Raw genomic sequence first — 18,441 nt, forward strand, 5'->3', positions numbered from 1 at the left:
GAGAAAATATTATGAGGGACACAGACAACCGCGTCTTGATAATGAGGATTGCCAGTGGGCCTCTAAGCGGTAATGAATTAATGCTCAAAGCGGGTAGCCATCGAATCGTGATTGGTCCTGAGCAAAGCTATTCAACAGAAACAGATAACGACGGCTTCACCACCTATTATTTGCCGGGTGAACAGGGTAATTACCAACTCACCATTGTCTGTGACGATGACGCAATTTCAGCGCCTGAAGCTGAGAATATTGATAAGTGGTATCTCACCCTGAGCGGTGATTGCCCTGATATTAAGCAGCCGGTGATATTTCAGGAAGTGATGCTGGCCGAGCACTTTCCGGTGGTGATTAAAATGCTGAACACCCCGTGGAATAGTGAGGAGAGTTTGCCTCTTAACGTGCAAACGACCGGAGTGGAAAGTGCCGCCAGTGATGTCGGCGCCCCCTTACCTACCGGGCGTAAAATTAACTCAATTTATGTCGCCGGAATTATGCTCGCCGCGCTCACTGCTGTTATTGGTTGGAAGCTGGTTAACTACAACAGTGAAGCACGCCAGGTCAAAACGCTGGAAACCCTACTTCAGGGCAGCAGCTCACCATTGACCGTCACCACGAGTGGAAATGGTCAGAGCCTGGTGCTGGTAAGAACACAGCGTGATTTGGACTGGAGCACCCAGCGTTTACTGCGGGAACATTATCAACAGCCGGTGACATTGAAAAAAATCGCCGCGTTGGAAGAAGAGATAGAAACTGAGCTGGACAAGCAATTACCGGGTCTGTTGAAAGTAGATTTAACACTCCCTTGTCAGCCAGTGATTCGCTGGTTAAAAGGCAACTATCCAGCGCCAGATAATAAAATAATTAAACAGACACTGACAGATTTTCTCGGTTGCCCGATAAAAAGTCGGTTAGAGAGTTACAACGCAACCGAATTGATACACAAGGCAGAACAAGGTCTGACTGAAAGTAATGTGCCCTGGCGGGTGGATAATAAAAACGGGACTGCTGTTTTTATTATTAATGCCAGCCTGAACGATAAACAGGCGCTGTCGGTAATTGATTTCTCCAAAAATTTCACCAGGCGATATGGAGCTAGTCATATTCAGTTCTCTATATCTCTGAGCACAAATCATTTGGTAGGCAAGTCGCTGGTCAATAATCCAAACGGCTATGTTCTGCTGGATAACAACCACTGGTACTTTAATCCAGTGTCATTTTAAAACTAATATTAATTAATGAGGATATAAATTATGGCTTTAGATGGACTTGATGCAACAGGTAAATGGAACCCCTCCGCACTTGAAATGCCTGATACTACTTCAAAGGGTCACAACATGGGGATGATATACCGTGCCCTGGGAGCATTAAACACAAGTGTTGGAGAGCATGGAAATAAATTGGCCGAAGAGCTTAAGAAAAAAGATATAGAAATAGATAACCCAGTTAAACTGGCGGAAATTTCTATCTTAAGTTCAAACTTTAACTTTGCGCGCCAATTACAAAGCAATCTTATGAAGACTTTTCGCGATACCACCGGCGTTTGTATTCGAAACGCATAATATTATTGCTGCGTAATATCACTGTGCGGTGATATTACGCCTTTATTAAGGATAGTTTATGTCAATATTAACCAATATCTCCCCGAGCATTCCGTCTTTCGCAGAACAAAATCTCCCTGAGATGGTGCCGGGTAGTGCTATAGGCAGTGAGTTTCAAAAAAAGGGGGCAAATATTACCGTTGCTGCTGAACGGGAAAAAGCCGCTCTGATTAACGGGGCCGACACTATAGATGTGTCTAACCCCTCGGAGTTATTACAATTTCAAAGTCGTGTGAATAATTATAATCATGCGATCAATTTCATCGCCACGCTAACCCATAAGGGTGCCTCCGCGATTGACTCTGTATTAAAAGCCCCGTAACCCATGAATAAACTGACGAAATTTTTGGTGATAAGTGCTATTTGGCTGCTGTCTGGTTGTGATAACCAAGTGCTGCTCACTGAACTTAGCCAACGCCAGAGCAATGAAGTGCTGGCGGTCCTACAGGAAAATGGCGTGGAAGGAACGCGCAGGGAAAATGGCAAGCTAGGTAATTCCATTAAGGTGGCACGCAGTGATTTTGTGACCGCAGTGGATTTGTTACGCCTGTACAACCTGCCCTCTAAAGAGTCAGTGGAAATTATCCAGGCATTCCCAGGGGATTCACTGGTGGCATCACCACAGGCAGAACGTTCACGCTTGCTTTCCTTAATTGAGCAACGGTTAGAACAATCGCTGCTGACCATTCCCGGCGTGGTAAACGCCAGAGTGCACGTCAGTTATCCCTTAAACAGCAATAGCCGGGTCAAAGAACCGCAGCAGGTTTCAAGTCTGGTGACTTATGCTGGCAATGAAGATCCTAAGCTGATGATGAGCAAAATTAAGTTATTTCTCACCAACAGCTTTGCTGAAGCCAGCTTTGACAATGTTTCGGTGGTAGTGGTTGAGCGCCCGCCATTGCAGCGACAGATCAAAAGTGAGCCACAGTTCCCAGTACCACCGGTGCTATTGATCGGTATTGCTGCGGCCCTGATGACCGCTGCCGGTGCCATTTTGTTACTTTGGCGTCGCAAGCAACAAAACAGCAAAAAAGAAGCCCCTTCGGACAGTACGGAGCAAAAATTATGACAGCCAATCCCGGTCGGTTTAGTTTCGCTTGTCAGCATGAAATCTTGCTGGCACCGGGTGGCTACTTTCACGCAGAGCACAGCTGCATTGATTACCCCGCCCTACCTCAGGTATTACAAGAAGCTCATAATCAGCGCTTGTTGAGACAGTATCAACTGCCTGCACCTGATAGCAATACGCTGCTGTTGCCCGATTTCATTGCTGAGCATTGGGCACAATTGCCCAAGGTTGCCTGGGCGCTAGGGGTGCTGTTACACCCGGCGCCGCTCCCGTGGTGGGTGGAAACATCCCAATATGCGCAACTGCATCAACGCGGAAGCGACAATTTCCGCCAACTACAGCAGACGCCATCATCACCACAAACGCTGCTGGCGGCAGGTGCGGCACAACTATTGGCGGGTTTGCAGCCATTTGGCAAGGTGTATACCGCACGAGCCAGCTATATGTTCAGTTCCGTCACCCGACAGTTAATGGAGACGCCGATGAAAAATGCTCTACCCTGGAATGTGATAGAAGGAGCTTGCCGTTATGTCGCAGCAATCTGAGCCGGATATCCGGCAAACCGCACTAGAAAAAGTTTTGATTAAACATCAAGTCATGAAAGCGAGCCGCTATGAAAAAACGCTAACAGCACAGGCCAAAAAACAGGCCTCTGAGCACTGTCAGCAGGCTCAACAAGAAGCAGAGGAAATACAACGTATTGCTTACCAGCAAGGGTATCAGGATGGGCTGCAAAAACTGTTAGCCGATCTCTTACTCGGGCTGGAATCAAGCCAGCGCCAATATCAACAGACACTGGCCAGTAGTGAGGCCCGCTTGCAAACACTGTTAGAGGAGATGTTTAGTGATCCACGGATGTATGAAATCGTCAGTGACCACTTTATCCGGCAGCATTCTGAATCCCTACAGATCCAGATACACTTGCCCCCCTCATTACTGAAAAAACTAAAACCTACGCTGGCGGAAATGCAGCATATTACCGTACTCGGTGGTGCGGAAGAGAGTATTGCGTTGGAGGTGAATAATGAAATTCTTCATTTTTCCCCAGAAAGCGCGGCGCAACGCACGTTGCCACATATTTTATCCCTGCCGGCACGCTGCACTATTTTGCAGTCCAGAAAGGCCTTATACAGCAAACTATCCGAACAATTCGGTCACTCAGGAGAACGACATGACAATTACGACGATTCACTCCACGTTGAAAATGGCAGCAGCGATCAGTGATGCTAAACCGGTTCCTGCTGCTAACAATATTCATCAGCGGGTTGCGCAAGCATGGCAAGACAATCCGGTGGTGAAAGTCGCCGTAACAGAGAAAAAGGAACCTACGGATGCACCACAACTTTCAGCCATCGAGCAATCAGACATTGACGACTTTGTTGGCAATCTGCGCATGATACAAGACAAGAAAGATCTCTTCGTGCTGCTCAAAAAGAAACTAAACAGTTTGCCTACAGCAGAACGCAAACAATTTATTGCCCAGCTGGTAACAACGCTCAAGGCATCCGAGCTGTCGGAAGATAAAGCTTTACTGAAAGAAAAATTCAATCCGGCTTATTCAATGTATTTAGCAGCCAATATGATTATTGGCCAACTGAATCAACAATCTTTAGATAAAATGGGTAAAGTTCCTACTGAAGATGATGGTGATGAGTATTATTAAATTTAACTCCCTATGAAAACTATTATTTATTATTTATCCATTATACTGTTTCTCAGCCCGGTGATAGCTCAGGCATCTTGTTTATCAAGTGCGGCTATTCGCTGGGATGTGCCAGAAATTATTCTCGAAGCGATTATTATTAATGAATCTGGCGGAAAGCCGGATGCGCGTAATATTAACAAAAACGGTAGCCATGATTATGGCCTGATGCAGATTAATACCATTAATATTGATCCGCTAAAATCCCAAGGGATCATCAAGAATAAACAGGCGCTGATGCAGCCTTGCACCAACATTGAAGCTGGGGCCTATTTGCTGAGCCAGAAGTTTAAAAAACATGGCTATAGCTGGCGCGCAGTGGGTGCGTATCATTCAGAAACTGCCCACTATAGAGACAAGTACGCCAGCAAAATTATGAAAATCGTCAATTCCGGGCCTGATTTTGCCCAAAGGAACGCGTCGCTGTTAAGATCCACTCCCACATATTAATATTTAACGCCCAAAAGAAGAGTAATCCTCAAGCACACAGAGATCACTCTCCAAACGCATGGAGAGTATTCTTTAATATACCCATATCAGCCTTTCTACCGTTGAGAACCTTTTAAGGAGAAGGTATAAAACACGCCTTGAACTTAGTTAATCTTTTACGAAGGCGAAAATACCATGACGAATAATGAACTGAACCCAACTAGTATTGTTTTGTGTGAAAGTGTTATTTTTAACTCCTGGAAGAGGACATTGACCCAACAAGAAACTGTCGTGGTACTTTCAGAAAGTGAGTCATGTCTGTTAAAAATGCTGCTGGATAAAACCTGTAGCAAAAGAGAAGTTATGTATGCAATTTGGGAAAAGCGCGGCGTTATTGTTACTGAAAGTAGTTATTATAAACTGGTAAGACAATTACGCTGCTCATTTAAGAAAGCTAATCTGGATGAAACCCTGATTGCCACTTTACCAAGAATTGGTATTTCATATACAGGTACCAAGAAAGCGCTGACAGCCGAGTCAACATCAGTAGCTCCAGAGCAAAAAGCCGCAGTAAAAAATAAAGTTATGCACCAAAAAGGCATCATTGATGCAGTTATTACAACCTGTACATTGGCTATCGCCGCCACCTGTTCTTATTTTTATATTTTTACCGCAGGATAATCCGATGAAATCTCGTTTTAATACTCATAAAAAAAGTTATTCTTACTATTTAATTTTAATTCTGTCGCTGGTTTTATCCGGCTGTACGCTGCCGACCGACAATAGCCGCAATTACAATGGGGGTTACATTCAAGGAAATATTCTGAGTAATAGTAAGACAATACCTGAAAATGTTAAAATTACGCTCTCACTTTCTCAGAATAAGGCTTCTGGAGAGAAAGAATACATGCTTCATGAGTATAGTTTTATGACCAAGACGAAAAGTCTTACAATTCCATTTCGCTTGCAACTACCGAATGAGTTATCATTGTCCTCACAGCCTCTTAATATCAGTGTAAGGGTAGAGAAAGAGGGTAAATTGATAATGATGAGTGACAAGCTCACACCGCTCTTACGTCAATCAGGTGAGAAGTTATTACTGACAGTAAATGACAGTTAGCACTTGCCTCACTTGATCGAGGCTTCTTATGACACAAACGAAAACGCTCAATATAGCAATGATCGAAGATGAACCTTTCAGTCGCCTTGCGCTGATGGAGATCTTAAAAAAGTATCCTTATCATCACAAAGAACCCGAACTCCAACTTATTTACAGTGACTTTTCGCTGCAGGTCGTCGGTTGTGTCAGTAATACACCCGAACTCATCACGCTACTAGAAAGCAACCCTGAGATTGAAGTACTATTACTGGATTATTCCCTCGTGGCGGGTGAAACAGATGAGAACGAGGATGCATCACTGCCTCAGGATGGCGTCGGGTTAATCAAGCGCCTGCTTCAGTTGCGCCCCGCATTGAAAATTATTGTCCATACCGCTCATAAAAGCCTGGCAGTAGCGCGTCTTGCCTGGCAAGCGGGGGCATGGGGTTTTGTGCAAAAAAGCAGCGATATTCAGGAGCTGTTTTTTGCTATTTCATATGTCGCCCGCGGTAAAAAATTCTTCCCTATTGAGCTGGCATCACTGTCTCAACCTACACAGCAAAATACACATCACACTTTAACCGGGCGCGAAACCGAAGTACTAAGGATGCTACTTAATGGCCTGAAGCAGAAAGAAATCAGCGTGCGCCTGAATATCAGTTTTAAAACGGTATCGAACACGAAAACGCGTGCCTTCAAAAAACTGGGGCTTACTTCAAACACTGATTTCTTTAAATATGCTCATGAAATTTCTCTATAAAATCTACCTGACATGGGCACTTACCCTGCTTTCATCGACGGCTGTTTATGCTGCCGAGGCCATCGTTTTTTCACCGCAAGAGCTGGATTATATTAAAACGCACCCAGTGGTGAACTACGGTATTTTCCCGAATTCTTATCCGATTGAAAAATTTAATAGTATCGGAGAGCATATTGGGCTGACCCGGGATTATATCGATATAATCTCCACTGTCACCGGAATAAAATTTAAGCCAGTATTCAGTAACAACGACAGAGAATCCGTTACCAATCTGCAAAGCGGTAAGATCTCGCTACTTACCAGTACCTCAATTTCGTTTGCGCAAACCCACGGGCTCATCAGCAGTGTACCGATCTTTACCACCTGGCCACTGACCGTTACCCGCAAGGCCACGCGCCATATCGCCACCCCGGACGATCTGATGGAAGGCTATGTTTCCATCACCGACTATTCATCGCTGATTGAGTGGTTTACCAAGCAATTTCCAGGTGTTAATTACAAAATTGTTTATTCTCCCGAAGAGACAATCGCTGAAGTGATAAACCGGCAGGCTGAAGCTGCGGTCGTCCTCTCACCCACCGCTCTTTACTATATGAATGTCAAATATCCGGGGCAATTAAAGATATCGCGCCCCCATTCTGCCAAGATCTCTCTGGCGATGGCTGCCCACCCTGAAGATCAAATACTGATCAATATCATTAATAAAGCTATCGCGTCCATTTCGGCTAAACAGCAAGCTGAACTTACGGCAAAATGGATTATTAGCGACACTAACATTCCTCTACCGAAAGATTACAAGCTGACTTTCTATGTTGGGGGGCTGGCTACGGCTTTATTATGCTTGCTGTTATTCGTTTTCTATCGCTACCGGCGATTAAAAATGGAGCTTGTCCGACTGGGTTCAAAAAACAATCTGGAGCTGTCAGTCATTGCGCACGAATTGCGCACGCCGCTGATTGGTATTTTGACCGCCTGCGAAGGGCTGGTAGACAAAATAGTCTCAACCAGCCAGCGCGAAAGGCTTGCTAACGTTATTCATGTCACCCGCGAATTACTGGATAATCTTGACCTGTCACTGGATAACGCCAAAATCAATGCTGGGTCGGTAACACAAAATCCACAACCACAGTTACTGGCTGAATTGTGCGATACCACGGTCAAACTATTTATCAGTTTTGCCGAAACACACGGCACCACACTCCAGGTTCGTTACCAGTCAAAGCAGTTTTTTTTACCCCACTTGTTCGATGGCACCCTGGTCTCTCAGGCGCTGAACAATATCGTCAGCAATGCCATTAAGCACACCCATGACGGTATGGTATTAATTGAATGCTCGTTGCTACAAGTGGACGGCAAGAACATGTTTAGCATTGAGGTGATAGACACCGGCACCGGGATCCCCAGCAAGGTACTGGCACGGCTTTCAGAACCTTTTTATCAGGGCAAATTCTCTCGTACAGATAGCGACACCCCACACCCTAAGGGCACTGGGCTGGGATTATTTGTGGCTAAGAAAAATATGCATCTCACCGGTGGACATCTGGCCATTGTCAGTCAGCCGGGGGTCGGCTCGCGGGTGACCATTGCCTTACCCGCAATTGCGGCCCATTATGCTATCGAAAACCCGCTACCTGAAGGGCTACATATCATCATGCCCACTGAGATACCGTCCTCATTGAGCGGTGAAATTACTCAGATTCTGGATGGCTGCGAGTTACCCTATTACTCTGCCGCTGAGCCACTCCCTGCTGCGGCTCGTGGGCCGGAGATTGATCTGCAACTGGATGTAGCGCAAAAACACTGGCAACTACACAATAAGCAAGGGGATTCGGTGATTATCCCGCGCCCGGTGTACGCCTCGGCACTCTACCTTGCCATCACCGATTTATGTAATGAGGAGCAGCCGCTCGAGAGTAGCAGTGACAGCCCTGAGTTACATCTCCCTACTACCATCATTACAGAATCACGGCGTCTGTTGGTGGTAGAGGATGAGCCACTGCTGCTGGAAGTTCAATATGAACTGTTTAGCAGCATGGGGTTTCAGGTCGATGCGGTAGCAAACACGCAGCAGGCGTATCAGAGCTGGTTACAACACCACCATACTATTATTGTGACCGACTGTCGGCTTGATGAGAGCGACGGCTTTGAACTGGTACGTCACCTGCGAAAACTGATGCAAGATAGCCCAGAACCGGTGCTGATTATCGGTCAATCAGCTTCACTGAAAACAGAAGATGCGCAGCGCGCCCGTGAAGTCGGTATGGATTACCTGCTACAAAAACCGGTTGCACGCGAACAATGGCAGCAATTGATACGTGACTATTTTGCTTCTAAGGAAAAAGAACATGACTGATGCCACCTTCAGCGCACGATTTTACGCCAGTATTCGTGATTATCTTGGCTATATTGAAGAAGTGATAAAAGAGGGTGATCTGGTTGCCGCACAGAAGCTCGGCCATAAAATGCTGGGGTTGTGCCAGATGTTTGGCACCCCTGAACAGGTAGTCTTATGCGAGGCACTGGAAAATGCAGAAAGCTTGCCCTATCTGCAACAGACGCTCACGCAATTTTATGCCTTGCTAGATAACAGCTAAATAAATAGCCCCGGCGACTAGCCCTGAAGAATCCCCAGAAAACAAGACAGGCATAGCGTGATGTGATCTACTGATTGCTCCACCAATTCAATGAGATCACCGCTATGCTTGTTCGTAAAGTATGCCAAAATTTTTTCCAGAATGCCTTAGCACCATTTCATAAATACCGGCAAAGCGCCCTGATGGATGCCACTGTTGCTTTAATCAATGGAGCTTCACTCACTCTAACCAGTATCGGCCGTTTCTTACCGGGTCAGGCTCAGGTTAAAAACAAAATTAAACGCGTGGACCGTTTGCTGGGAAATGAGTCTCTTCATCGTGATATTCCACTGATTTTCAATAATATTATAGCTATGCTGACCCGGAAATTATCTCTGTGCGTGGTTGCTGTTGACTGGAGTGGATATCACTCGCATGAATACCACATTCTCCGGGCCAGTTTAATTTGTGATGGCCGCTCCATTCCTTTGTTAAGTCAGATTGTTCCGTCGGCTGAACAGCAGAGCGAACAAATTCATAAAACATTTTTAAATGCACTTGCCCGAGCCGTTAATCCCGATGCCAGAGTTATTATTGTTACCGATGCAGGTTTCCAAAATGCCTGGTTCAAACATATAAAATCATTAGGCTGGGATTTTGTCGGAAGAATAAGGGGATATACACGACTTCGACTGCATCGGGAGGGTGATATCTGGTACAAACCACAGGAACTTCAGGCCAGAAGCCAGCCCGAATATTTGGGGCCGGGTACGTTGTCACGTACTCAATATGCCCGCTGCGAAGGCCATTTTTATCTTTATAAGAAAGCCCCTAAAGGTAGAAAAAACAGACGTTCCTGTGGCAGGATAAAACGCTACAAACAAGAGCGTGACGGCCGCTCATCAGCCAAAACACCCTGGCTACTGTTTACCAGTAGCGACGACTTCAGGCCCCGTGAAGTCATGAAAATATACAGCAGAAGAATGCAAATAGAGCAAAATTTCCGTGATGAAAAAAGTGAGCGCTTTGGATTTGGTTTGCGTGCAAGCCGCAGCAGAACAACGGAGCGAATGCAGGTCCTGAGCCTGTTAGCAACGTTAAGTACAATTGTGATGTGGTTAATGGGGTATCATTTTGAAAATAAAGGATTACATGTGAGGTATCAGGCTAACAGTGTGAAGTCGAGGCGGGTCATATCTTATCTGACGTTAGCAGAGAATGTCTTAAGACACTCTCCGCTAATATTGCGACGAATAGCACTGAATAGTGCACTTAATCACCTTGCCAGAGCCTACCGAAATATGGTGCTAGTTTATTAATGGTGATTTTGTGGGGATCCCTCAGGGCGACTAGCCGGGGTTCGGAAAATGAAAGCGCTGTATTTGAATGAATACTACACTCAAGGTATATGACATAGTCATAACATGACTCTGCATTAACAATTGCCAGAGATTCATAAGTTTTCCAAAATAGTCACTCCCTTAAACAACGCTAATCAATTCGGCAAAATATATTTTTTATATTGATGCCGCCTACAGGTTCGAGATCAATTTAGTCATTTATTGAACAATTTAAATTATCGGATAACTCCCACTAAGATTGGAGAGTTCACCTAATTCAATTTTAAAATTAACTTGGTTAAACTGTGTTTGGAATACAGCAGAGCCAATAAGAATTGAATAACACCCTCTAGTATTATTCATTTATAGCCTGCACAACTAAATTTAATTTAGTTAATACCTACATCTGTAGTCAACACCTTCTTTGCCGCTTGTATAGCGGCATTTTTTAATCGGAAATGAAAATGAAAAAAAAGTATTCTTGGCAGCAAGTGATTTTACACTGGATTTCTGCATTGGTTATCATTTGGGCCACTATTTCCGGTTTTTATGTAGGATTGTTTGACGTATCTCCCGAGCTAAAGACACTAACAGGATTTATTAATGTTTCGCTAACCACCTTGTTGATCCCTGTGTTCATCATTCGGATTTACTTCTACTTTGCCTCAGAAAAACCTGAAGATATTAATGACAATGCATTGGCTCGATTTATTGCTCACGCCGTACATTTTATTCTTTATCTGAATATTTCCGTTGTGTTAGTCACTGGAGTACTGATGATGGAAAGAGATATCAACGTTTTTGATCTCTTTATCATCCCACAACCTATTCATGACCTTGCTGTTACCAAACTATTCAACACTATTCACATACTTTCCTGCGCCATACTCGCTACATTAGTGCTACTGCATATAGCTGCAGTGATTAAACATGAGCTAAGCGGTAAAAAAGTGCTTAAGAGAATGTCACTCTAGTGAAGCCAGAAAAATATCAAATTGAATACACCGGTCAAGGATAAAAAAGTATGTTAAATAGGGAAGAATGCATCCAGTTACTTAGCGATGAGACTCTCGCTTATAAAGATATATTTACGCTACAGTGTTCGATCAATAAATTGGTCATCCATACCAGTCAACAGACGATCACCTTAAGTGAGGGACAAAAAAGGCTTTTGGTTGCCTTGCTTAAAGAGATTAACTGTAAGCGAAAGATTATTAATTTGGTTTGGTATGAAAATCATCAAAGAATCAGTGATAACAACTATCACCAACTTATTTTCCAGTTCCGTGCATTATTACAGCGTAATAACATCACTGAAAACTTGATTGTCACGGTTCCTCATTATGGTCTTAAATTAAATGAGCAACTAGTCAGTGTAAAGAATCCACAATTTTGCCCCAAAGTGGATCAGTGCGAAAAAATGACGAGTGATACCGAACCCAAACGCAATGTCAATTTGGCCATTACCCGAATTGTCAATTTTGGGCGTTCATTATTTATATCTTCATGACTGGTCATAATTTGATTATCCGAGATTATTTACACTCATCTGGTCAGGCAAAATATTTCAATACTACGACAAGAAATATTGTTGTGGCGTTACTGCTGGTCATTTTGATTTTACTGCGTATTGAGCATCATCCGATACCACTTTTGTTATCCACAACTGTTGATAATTCAGAAACACACGTACTAGAAACACATAAAGATAGCATTAAAGGAAATCAGATTGCGGAACTCAAAAAGCTAAGTTTATTTTCAGCGGAAACGGCTGATGCTTCAGACAACCCCTATCGAGTGGGTTATTTAGCAGCAGATGACCCGTTATTATTTCATGCTCCACCCAGTAATCTGGCCGCTCGTGTGGTAGGGATACTGAGCAGTAGCATACATGAAAAGAGCATTACCATTATTGAGCAAAACAAGTATCAGAGCTCATATAGTCAGGGTGAAAAAATGCCAGAAAATAATGCTGTGGTGATAAAAATATTTGACGATCGCGTCATCATTAATCACCAAGGATATTACGAATCCCTGTTGTTAGATTAAAGTTAAGTAGTTGAAATAACATTAACTGACGGCAGAATTTACCTCATTATTAGATTAAAGATGAAAAAATGATATTTAATCGCGATATAACATTCAATTATTATCAATATCCCCGCATATTAAGTCAGCGGGTTTTATCCTTTGCCGTCATTATACTATTGCTGGTAACGGCGTTACATCTGCCACGAGCCAATGCTGAAACGTTTTCTGTTAACTTCAAGAACACTGATATTAATGAATTTATCAATACCGTCAGTAAGAATTTGAATAAAACCGCCATTATTGATCCGGCAGTAAAAGGCAACATCAGCGTACGCAGCTATCAAGAGCTGGAACCTGACCGTTATTACCCATTCTTCCTGAGTGTCCTGGAGGTTTATGGCTTTACCGTGGTTAATATGCCCGGTGATGTGATCAAAATTATTCCTGCCAAAAATACCAAAGGTTCTGCCATCCCTTTAATTGAAGGCGAAAATCCGGCAGAAGGCGACGAAGTCGTCATGCGCGTTGTTTCGTTACATAACGTGGCAGCCAAAGAGCTGGCTCCCCTACTACGCCAGTTGAATGATGCCGCTTTCGGTACTGTCGTTCACTATGATCCTTCAAATGTCTTGCTGTTAACCGGGCGAGCGGCAGTGGTCAATCAGTTGGTCGCCATTATTAAAAACGTGGATAAGGCCGGCGACCAGACTGTAGAAACCATCAAATTACAGTTTGCCTCGGCATCCGAGGTGGCTCGTATTGCTGAATCACTGCATAAAAGCAGCGGAAAAAATGCCAATGGCAGAATGTCCGCCACCATTGTGGCCGACGAACGTACCAACTCAGTATTGATCGGCGGCGAAGAACAAGTTCGTCAGCGCATGATTGATACCGTGCAAGAGTTGGATAAACAAGGTGATATCCACGGTAATACCAAAGTTATTTATCTAAAGTTTGCTAAGGCAGAAAGCCTGTTAGACGTCCTTAATGGTGTTAGTACCAACCAGCAGGGCGGTAAAGGCCAAGCTACCCCCGCCGTTGCCATGATGAAAAACGTGGTTATTAAAGCAGATGCACAAACCAACTCCCTGATTATCAATGCCGCACCTGACTTACTGCGTGATCTTGAACAAGTGATTAATCAATTGGATATTCGCCGGGCACAAGTCTTGGTCGAGGCCATCATCGTCGAAGTTCAGGACAGTGATGCCCTAAATCTGGGAGTGCAATGGTTTAATCGCAATGGTGGTGGCAGCAATTTCCCAGAAAACGGCGCATCCGCCAGTTCTATCACCTCTAATGACATGGGCAGTTCACTTAAAGGCATCACCGGCCTGGCCACTGGTTTTTACCGTGGCAACTGGAGCGGCCTGTTTACTGCGCTACGTACCAATAGCCAGAACGACATTTTGGCCACCCCTAGTATTGTGACTCTCGACAATATGGAAGCGGAATTCAGTGTCGGTCAGGAAGTACCGGTGTTGAGCGGTTCACAAACCACTACTGGGGATAATATTTTCCGCACGGTCGATCGTAAAAGTGTCGGTATTAAGCTGAAAGTCAAACCGCAAATCAATAAAGGTGACTCCGTGTTGCTTGAAATTGAACAGGAAGTTTCCAGCGTGGCCGAGAAAGCACCAGGTGGAACGGGCGATCTGGGAGCGACCTTCAACACTCGTATGGTTAAAAATGCGGTGATGGTTGGCAGCAATAATATTGTGGTGGTTGGCGGTTTACTGGATAGCACCAGCCATGATGTCACCAGTAAAGTTCCCCTGCTGGGTGATATTCCGGGTATTGGTTTTCTGTTCCGTTCAACATCGCAGAAAATGGTGAAGCGTAACCTGATGCTGTTTATCCGTCCGACAATTATTCGCGAACAAGGCGACTATGTTGATGCCAGTAAGAAAAAACTCGATAAATTTCAACAAGAACAAGATATTGATCGCACCACTAACGGGCAACGAATCAATGAAAATCTGAACAAAACACTGTCGAATGGCTACTCCCTGAGCACACTGCAAAACGATATCAGCGCCTTTTATACTCAGGAGGCACGATGAACCAGGCAGTCACACTACAGCCACAGTTGCCTTTTGCCTGGGTACAACAATATGGGGTGCTGTATCAGCAACACCCTGTGTACGGTGAACAACTGTTATTTCGACAGTCTGCCAGCCCGGAAGCTTTGCTGGAAGCCAGACGTATGCTGCCGTTGGGTCAGTTGCAATTTGTCAGTGATGAAGTATTCGAGTCCAGCATGGTTGAGCATTACCAGCAAGACTCGGACCAAGCACGCCAAATGATGGAGAATCTGGGTAACGAAATCGATTTTTGTCAATTGGCCGATGCACTGCCACAAAGTGACGACCTGCTGGACAGCGATGACGGCGCACCGATTATTCGCCTGATCAACGCCATATTGGGTGAAGCTATCAAAGAAGGCGCATCCGATATTCACGTCGAACCTTTTGAGCGCCAATTAGCCATCCGTTTTCGTATTGATGGTGAATTACGTCAAATTCTCTCACCGCCACGGCAATTGGCCGCATTGCTGGTTTCTCGAATTAAGGTGATGGCTAAGTTGGATATTGCCGAAAAACGCTTGCCTCAGGATGGGCGTATTTCTCTACGTATTGCTGGTCGGGCGATTGATATTCGTGTGTCTACCCTGCCGTCCAACCACGGCGAACGCGTGGTTATGCGTTTGCTGGATAAAAACAATATGCAACTCGACCTGTCTCATTCAGGCATGGCCGCCGATAAACAGGAACTGTTCGGCCAGATCTTAAAGCAACCCCACGGGATTATTTTAGTCACTGGCCCCACGGGATCAGGCAAAAGTACCACGCTGTATGCCGCACTCCAGCAAATCAACAGCCAGTCGCTCAACATTATGACCGTCGAAGATCCTATCGAATACGATCTGGATGACATTGGCCAAACGCAGGTCAATACCAAAGTGGACATGACATTCGCCCGAGGCCTGCGCGCGATCCTGCGCCAGGATCCTGATGTGGTGATGATAGGTGAAATACGTGATACCGAAACGGCACAAATTGCAGTACAGGCTTCGCTAACAGGGCATCTGGTGCTCTCTACCCTGCACACCAATAGCGCCAGCGGTGCCGTTGGGCGTTTGCGTGATATGGGCGTGGAGCCGTTTTTACTCGGCAGTTCCCTGATTGCCGTGCTGGCACAGCGGCTGGTACGAACGCTGTGCCAGCACTGTAAAAAGCAGGAGCAAGTCAGCGCCGACGTGCTGCAACGCTTTGGCTTTACCCCTCCAGATAACGGGATACACAACCTTTACCATCCTGGCAGCTGCGAACAGTGTAATTTCACCGGCTATCGTGGCCGCACCGGTATACACGAACTGATGCAAGTTACGGATTCATTACGCGAAGCTATTTCTCAGGGATGCAGCGAAGTCGAATTGGAAAAAAAACTTTACCAACAAACCCGGAGCATTCGCCATGACGGATTCGAAAAAGTTCTCGCAGGGATAACCAGCCTTGAAGAAGTTTTACGTGTCACCAGAGCCAGTGAACCATGATCCAGTACCGTTATTTGGCCGTCACAGATAAAGGCAAAAAATGCCGCGGTACACTGAGTGCCGAATCCCCCCGTGCAGCGCGGGCGCAATTGCTTGGGCAACAACTGACACCTATCAGCCTGACGCCTGAAAATGATGCGCCGCGTGGGTTTTCACTCTCCCTCGGGCGCTCTCAGGACAATATACGTGGCAACGATTTAGTGTTGCTGACGCGCCAATTGTCGACACTGGTTGCCGCCGCATTACCATTGGAAGAGGCATTACTGGCACTGGCGCAACAAAGTGAAAAGCCGCGCCATCGTGCATTACTGGAGCAAGTGCGCAATAAAATATTGGAGGGCCAGCCACTGGCTGACGCACTCGCCAGCTTCCCTAAAACATTCACCTTACTGTTTCGCACCATGGTCGCCGCCGGTGAAGCATCCGGTCATCTTGATAATGTGCTGTTGCGACTGGCAGATAATGCCGAACAGAGCCAAAAGCTAAAAAGCAAAATGCTGCAGGCAATGATCTACCCGCTGGTGCTGACGGTGGTGGCTATTGCGGTAGTTGCAATTCTACTCACCGCAGTCGTACCTAAAGTGATCGAGCAATTTATCCATATGCAACAGGCTTTGCCACTGTCTACCCGCGCTCTTATTTCACTCAGTGATGCGTTACGCGATTTTGGCCTGTGGGCATTATTGGCGTTCCTGCTGACTGCATTGGGTGTTCGACAATGGTTAAAACCCGCTGACAACCTGATGTGGTGGCATAAAAAAATGCTGCATCTGCCATCGATTGGCCGGGTTGTGCTGGATCTCAATCTCGCCCGTTATGCCCGCACACTTAGCATTCTCAACGCCAGTGCGGTACCGCTATTGGAAGCCATGCATATCAGCGCGTCAGTACTGGCAAACAACTATGCACGCCAACAATTGGTTGAAGCCAGCGAAAAAGTCCGTGAGGGAAGCCGTCTGGCATCAGCACTGGAACACACTGGTCTATTGTCGCCAATGATGCGCCACATGATCACTTCTGGAGAAAACAGCGGCGAGTTGGACAGCATGCTTGAACGGGCCGCCGACATTCAGGAAAACGCCTTTGTCAGCCGGATGACCATCGCGCTGGCGCTGTTTGAGCCGTTACTGGTGGTCAGCATGGCCACCGTAGTGCTGTTTATTATTCTCGCTATTTTACAACCCATCTTGCAGCTCAACAGCATGATGGGATAACCCGAATTATCGACTTAAGGAATACTGACTAATGAAAACTCAACCTACTTTATTAGCACGCAAACACCCTCAAAGTGGCTTTACCTTACTGGAAATCATGGTGGTCATTGTCATTCTTGGCGTGCTTGCCAGCCTCACCATTCCCAGCCTGATGGGCAACAAAGACCGGGCTGATAACCAAAAAGCGGTCAGCGATTTGGTTACGCTGGAAAACGCCTTAGATATGTACAAGTTGGATAATAACCGCTACCCCACTACTGCTCAGGGTCTGAGCGCATTGGTAACTAAACCAACTCTGGCACCAGTCCCGAGAAGCTACCGTGTCGAAGGCTATATTCGCCGCCTACCAGCGGATCCATGGGGCAATCCTTACCAGCTAACCAGCCCTGGGGAGCATGGTGCTGTTGATATCTATTCCTTTGGCCTCGACGGGCAACCACAGACTGAAGATGACATTAACAATTGGGACATCGGTGCTAACGGTGAGGAGACCCCGTAATGCAGTCGATAAAGGCTAATCGTGCCAGCCGTGGCTTTACCTTAATGGAAATTATGCTGGTACTAGTGTTATTGGGCTGCATGGCCAAGCTGGCACTGGGCACTTTGTCCTCATCTGGTGAGATAAATCAGGAAAGCAACCGGTTAGCCGTGGCGCTGCAATGGGCGGCACATCAAGCTGAACTGGATGGCAAAGTGTATGGACTCTCTGTTTCCAATGATAAGTGGCAGTTGATGACACTCAATAACCAACCCCATAACAAAGGGGAAAGTTACCTGTGGCCACATCATTACTGGCACCCGATCAATGATGGCAAATTAAAACAACAACGCCAGCTACCTAATGGCCTACTCCTTGAGCTGACCCTACAGGATCAACCGATCCCACTAAGCGGCATGCAGGATGACGGTCTGATCAATGAACCAAAAGTTGTCTTTTACCCCGGCGGAGAGAGTTCGCTCTTCGAGCTAACGTTAAGCGGAGATGGTCAGACTCGTCGTATCACTGACCGAGGTGTGCTGCCTGATACCGAGGCATCACGCCCGATGACAGAACCGCAAGGGAATTAATC

At 45.7% G+C, this 18,441-nt stretch carries 22 protein-coding genes; all 22 read left to right on the forward strand.

Translation table 11 applies throughout. The features are described from left to right. Positions 1 to 11: 11 nt before the first annotated feature. The 22 genes from FGL26_RS12105 (at position 12) to gspH (ending at position 18,439) form a co-directional block, all read left to right on the forward strand. A complete protein-coding gene (locus tag FGL26_RS12105; RefSeq protein ID WP_032903055.1) occupies positions 12 to 1,220 on the forward strand; it encodes a PrgH/EprH family type III secretion apparatus protein in 1,209 nt (402 codons plus the stop codon). Between the two features lie 30 nt (positions 1,221 to 1,250). Further along, a complete protein-coding gene (locus FGL26_RS12110; protein WP_005173785.1) occupies positions 1,251 to 1,559 on the forward strand; it encodes a hypothetical protein in 309 nt (102 codons plus the stop codon). Positions 1,560 to 1,617: 58 nt separating this feature from the next. After that, complete coding sequence (sctI, locus tag FGL26_RS12115; protein WP_005173787.1) at positions 1,618 to 1,920, forward strand: type III secretion system inner rod subunit SctI; 303 nt, start codon at positions 1,618 to 1,620, stop codon at positions 1,918 to 1,920. A 3-nt stretch (positions 1,921 to 1,923) separates the two neighbouring features. Continuing rightward, positions 1,924 to 2,667, forward strand: coding sequence for a type III secretion system inner membrane ring lipoprotein SctJ (gene sctJ, locus FGL26_RS12120; protein ID WP_005173789.1), 744 nt, complete (start codon positions 1,924 to 1,926; stop codon positions 2,665 to 2,667). After that, positions 2,664 to 3,212, forward strand: coding sequence for a hypothetical protein (locus FGL26_RS12125; RefSeq protein WP_005173791.1), 549 nt, complete (start codon positions 2,664 to 2,666; stop codon positions 3,210 to 3,212). The genes sctJ and FGL26_RS12125 overlap by 4 nt, the downstream gene beginning before the upstream one ends. Further along, complete coding sequence (locus tag FGL26_RS12130; RefSeq protein ID WP_005173793.1) at positions 3,196 to 3,891, forward strand: HrpE/YscL family type III secretion apparatus protein; 696 nt, start codon at positions 3,196 to 3,198, stop codon at positions 3,889 to 3,891. Before FGL26_RS12125 ends, FGL26_RS12130 begins: the two co-directional genes overlap by 17 nt. Next, a complete protein-coding gene (locus tag FGL26_RS12135) occupies positions 3,839 to 4,330 on the forward strand; it encodes a hypothetical protein (RefSeq protein ID WP_227746657.1) in 492 nt (163 codons plus the stop codon). The genes FGL26_RS12130 and FGL26_RS12135 overlap by 53 nt, the downstream gene beginning before the upstream one ends. 12 nt (positions 4,331 to 4,342) lie before the next feature. Beyond that, complete coding sequence (locus tag FGL26_RS12140; RefSeq protein ID WP_005173797.1) at positions 4,343 to 4,819, forward strand: lytic transglycosylase domain-containing protein; 477 nt, start codon at positions 4,343 to 4,345, stop codon at positions 4,817 to 4,819. Positions 4,820 to 4,993: 174 nt separating this feature from the next. Then, positions 4,994 to 5,479 carry a winged helix-turn-helix domain-containing protein gene (locus tag FGL26_RS12145; RefSeq protein ID WP_005173798.1) on the forward strand — a complete coding sequence of 162 codons (486 nt, stop codon included), beginning with the start codon at positions 4,994 to 4,996 and terminating at the stop codon, positions 5,477 to 5,479. Positions 5,480 to 5,483: 4 nt separating this feature from the next. Beyond that, a complete protein-coding gene (gene ysaP / locus FGL26_RS12150; protein WP_005173800.1) occupies positions 5,484 to 5,918 on the forward strand; it encodes a type III secretion system pilotin YsaP in 435 nt (144 codons plus the stop codon). 28 nt (positions 5,919 to 5,946) lie between these two features. Next, the gene (locus FGL26_RS12155; protein ID WP_005173802.1) at positions 5,947 to 6,657 is read left to right on the forward strand and encodes a response regulator transcription factor; all 711 of its coding nucleotides are present in this window, start codon (positions 5,947 to 5,949) and stop codon (positions 6,655 to 6,657) included. Next, a complete protein-coding gene (gene ysrS, locus FGL26_RS12160; protein WP_073969980.1) occupies positions 6,641 to 9,010 on the forward strand; it encodes a two-component system sensor histidine kinase YsrS in 2,370 nt (789 codons plus the stop codon). The genes FGL26_RS12155 and ysrS overlap by 17 nt, the downstream gene beginning before the upstream one ends. Further along, positions 9,003 to 9,251: an Hpt domain-containing protein gene (locus FGL26_RS12165; RefSeq protein ID WP_005173806.1), complete on the forward strand. Its 249-nt coding sequence runs from the start codon at positions 9,003 to 9,005 to the stop codon at positions 9,249 to 9,251. The genes ysrS and FGL26_RS12165 overlap by 8 nt, the downstream gene beginning before the upstream one ends. Positions 9,252 to 9,355: 104 nt before the next feature. Continuing rightward, on the forward strand, positions 9,356 to 10,549 hold the full coding sequence (locus tag FGL26_RS12170) for an IS4 family transposase (protein WP_032908992.1): 1,194 nt from the start codon (positions 9,356 to 9,358) through the stop codon (positions 10,547 to 10,549). 485 nt (positions 10,550 to 11,034) lie between these two features. Continuing rightward, positions 11,035 to 11,544: a cytochrome b gene (locus tag FGL26_RS12175; protein ID WP_005173810.1), complete on the forward strand. Its 510-nt coding sequence runs from the start codon at positions 11,035 to 11,037 to the stop codon at positions 11,542 to 11,544. Between the two features lie 50 nt (positions 11,545 to 11,594). Further along, complete coding sequence (locus FGL26_RS12180) at positions 11,595 to 12,080, forward strand: winged helix-turn-helix domain-containing protein (protein ID WP_005173817.1); 486 nt, start codon at positions 11,595 to 11,597, stop codon at positions 12,078 to 12,080. 83 nt (positions 12,081 to 12,163) lie between these two features. After that, positions 12,164 to 12,619, forward strand: a complete 456-nt coding sequence (locus FGL26_RS12185; RefSeq protein ID WP_227746656.1) for a type II secretion system protein N — start codon at positions 12,164 to 12,166, stop codon at positions 12,617 to 12,619. Positions 12,620 to 12,687: 68 nt separating this feature from the next. After that, positions 12,688 to 14,664: a type II secretion system secretin GspD gene (gene gspD, locus FGL26_RS12190; RefSeq protein WP_005173822.1), complete on the forward strand. Its 1,977-nt coding sequence runs from the start codon at positions 12,688 to 12,690 to the stop codon at positions 14,662 to 14,664. Further along, entirely contained in the window at positions 14,661 to 16,157 is a 1,497-nt protein-coding gene (gene gspE / locus FGL26_RS12195; protein ID WP_005173823.1) for a type II secretion system ATPase GspE, read from the forward strand. The genes gspD and gspE overlap by 4 nt, the downstream gene beginning before the upstream one ends. Continuing rightward, positions 16,154 to 17,371 carry a type II secretion system inner membrane protein GspF gene (gene gspF, locus FGL26_RS12200; protein ID WP_005173824.1) on the forward strand — a complete coding sequence of 406 codons (1,218 nt, stop codon included), beginning with the start codon at positions 16,154 to 16,156 and terminating at the stop codon, positions 17,369 to 17,371. The genes gspE and gspF overlap by 4 nt, the downstream gene beginning before the upstream one ends. 31 nt (positions 17,372 to 17,402) lie before the next feature. After that, complete coding sequence (gene gspG / locus FGL26_RS12205; protein ID WP_005173832.1) at positions 17,403 to 17,870, forward strand: type II secretion system major pseudopilin GspG; 468 nt, start codon at positions 17,403 to 17,405, stop codon at positions 17,868 to 17,870. After that, positions 17,870 to 18,439: a type II secretion system minor pseudopilin GspH gene (gene gspH, locus FGL26_RS12210; protein ID WP_005173835.1), complete on the forward strand. Its 570-nt coding sequence runs from the start codon at positions 17,870 to 17,872 to the stop codon at positions 18,437 to 18,439. Before gspG ends, gspH begins: the two co-directional genes overlap by 1 nt. Positions 18,440 to 18,441 lie beyond the last annotated feature (2 nt).

Origin of the sequence: Yersinia enterocolitica subsp. enterocolitica (assembly GCF_901472495.1) — a bacterium.
Taxonomy (GTDB): domain Bacteria; phylum Pseudomonadota; class Gammaproteobacteria; order Enterobacterales; family Enterobacteriaceae; genus Yersinia; species Yersinia enterocolitica.

Bases quoted from the DNA above. Each gene is read 5' to 3' on its own strand.
- FGL26_RS12105 (WP_032903055.1), top strand. From the start codon at position 12: ATGAGGGACACAGACAACCGCGTCTTGATAATGAGGATTGCCAGTGGG.
- FGL26_RS12110 (WP_005173785.1), top strand. From the start codon at position 1,251: ATGGCTTTAGATGGACTTGATGCAACAGGTAAATGGAACCCCTCCGCA.
- sctI (WP_005173787.1), top strand. From the start codon at position 1,618: ATGTCAATATTAACCAATATCTCCCCGAGCATTCCGTCTTTCGCAGAA.
- sctJ (WP_005173789.1), top strand. From the start codon at position 1,924: ATGAATAAACTGACGAAATTTTTGGTGATAAGTGCTATTTGGCTGCTG.
- FGL26_RS12125 (WP_005173791.1), top strand. From the start codon at position 2,664: ATGACAGCCAATCCCGGTCGGTTTAGTTTCGCTTGTCAGCATGAAATC.
- FGL26_RS12130 (WP_005173793.1), top strand. From the start codon at position 3,196: ATGTCGCAGCAATCTGAGCCGGATATCCGGCAAACCGCACTAGAAAAA.
- FGL26_RS12135 (WP_227746657.1), top strand. From the start codon at position 3,839: ATGACAATTACGACGATTCACTCCACGTTGAAAATGGCAGCAGCGATC.
- FGL26_RS12140 (WP_005173797.1), top strand. From the start codon at position 4,343: ATGAAAACTATTATTTATTATTTATCCATTATACTGTTTCTCAGCCCG.
- FGL26_RS12145 (WP_005173798.1), top strand. From the start codon at position 4,994: ATGACGAATAATGAACTGAACCCAACTAGTATTGTTTTGTGTGAAAGT.
- ysaP (WP_005173800.1), top strand. From the start codon at position 5,484: ATGAAATCTCGTTTTAATACTCATAAAAAAAGTTATTCTTACTATTTA.
- FGL26_RS12155 (WP_005173802.1), top strand. From the start codon at position 5,947: ATGACACAAACGAAAACGCTCAATATAGCAATGATCGAAGATGAACCT.
- ysrS (WP_073969980.1), top strand. From the start codon at position 6,641: ATGAAATTTCTCTATAAAATCTACCTGACATGGGCACTTACCCTGCTT.
- FGL26_RS12165 (WP_005173806.1), top strand. From the start codon at position 9,003: ATGACTGATGCCACCTTCAGCGCACGATTTTACGCCAGTATTCGTGAT.
- FGL26_RS12170 (WP_032908992.1), top strand. From the start codon at position 9,356: ATGCTTGTTCGTAAAGTATGCCAAAATTTTTTCCAGAATGCCTTAGCA.
- FGL26_RS12175 (WP_005173810.1), top strand. From the start codon at position 11,035: ATGAAAAAAAAGTATTCTTGGCAGCAAGTGATTTTACACTGGATTTCT.
- FGL26_RS12180 (WP_005173817.1), top strand. From the start codon at position 11,595: ATGTTAAATAGGGAAGAATGCATCCAGTTACTTAGCGATGAGACTCTC.
- gspD (WP_005173822.1), top strand. From the start codon at position 12,688: ATGATATTTAATCGCGATATAACATTCAATTATTATCAATATCCCCGC.
- gspE (WP_005173823.1), top strand. From the start codon at position 14,661: ATGAACCAGGCAGTCACACTACAGCCACAGTTGCCTTTTGCCTGGGTA.
- gspF (WP_005173824.1), top strand. From the start codon at position 16,154: ATGATCCAGTACCGTTATTTGGCCGTCACAGATAAAGGCAAAAAATGC.
- gspG (WP_005173832.1), top strand. From the start codon at position 17,403: ATGAAAACTCAACCTACTTTATTAGCACGCAAACACCCTCAAAGTGGC.
- gspH (WP_005173835.1), top strand. From the start codon at position 17,870: ATGCAGTCGATAAAGGCTAATCGTGCCAGCCGTGGCTTTACCTTAATG.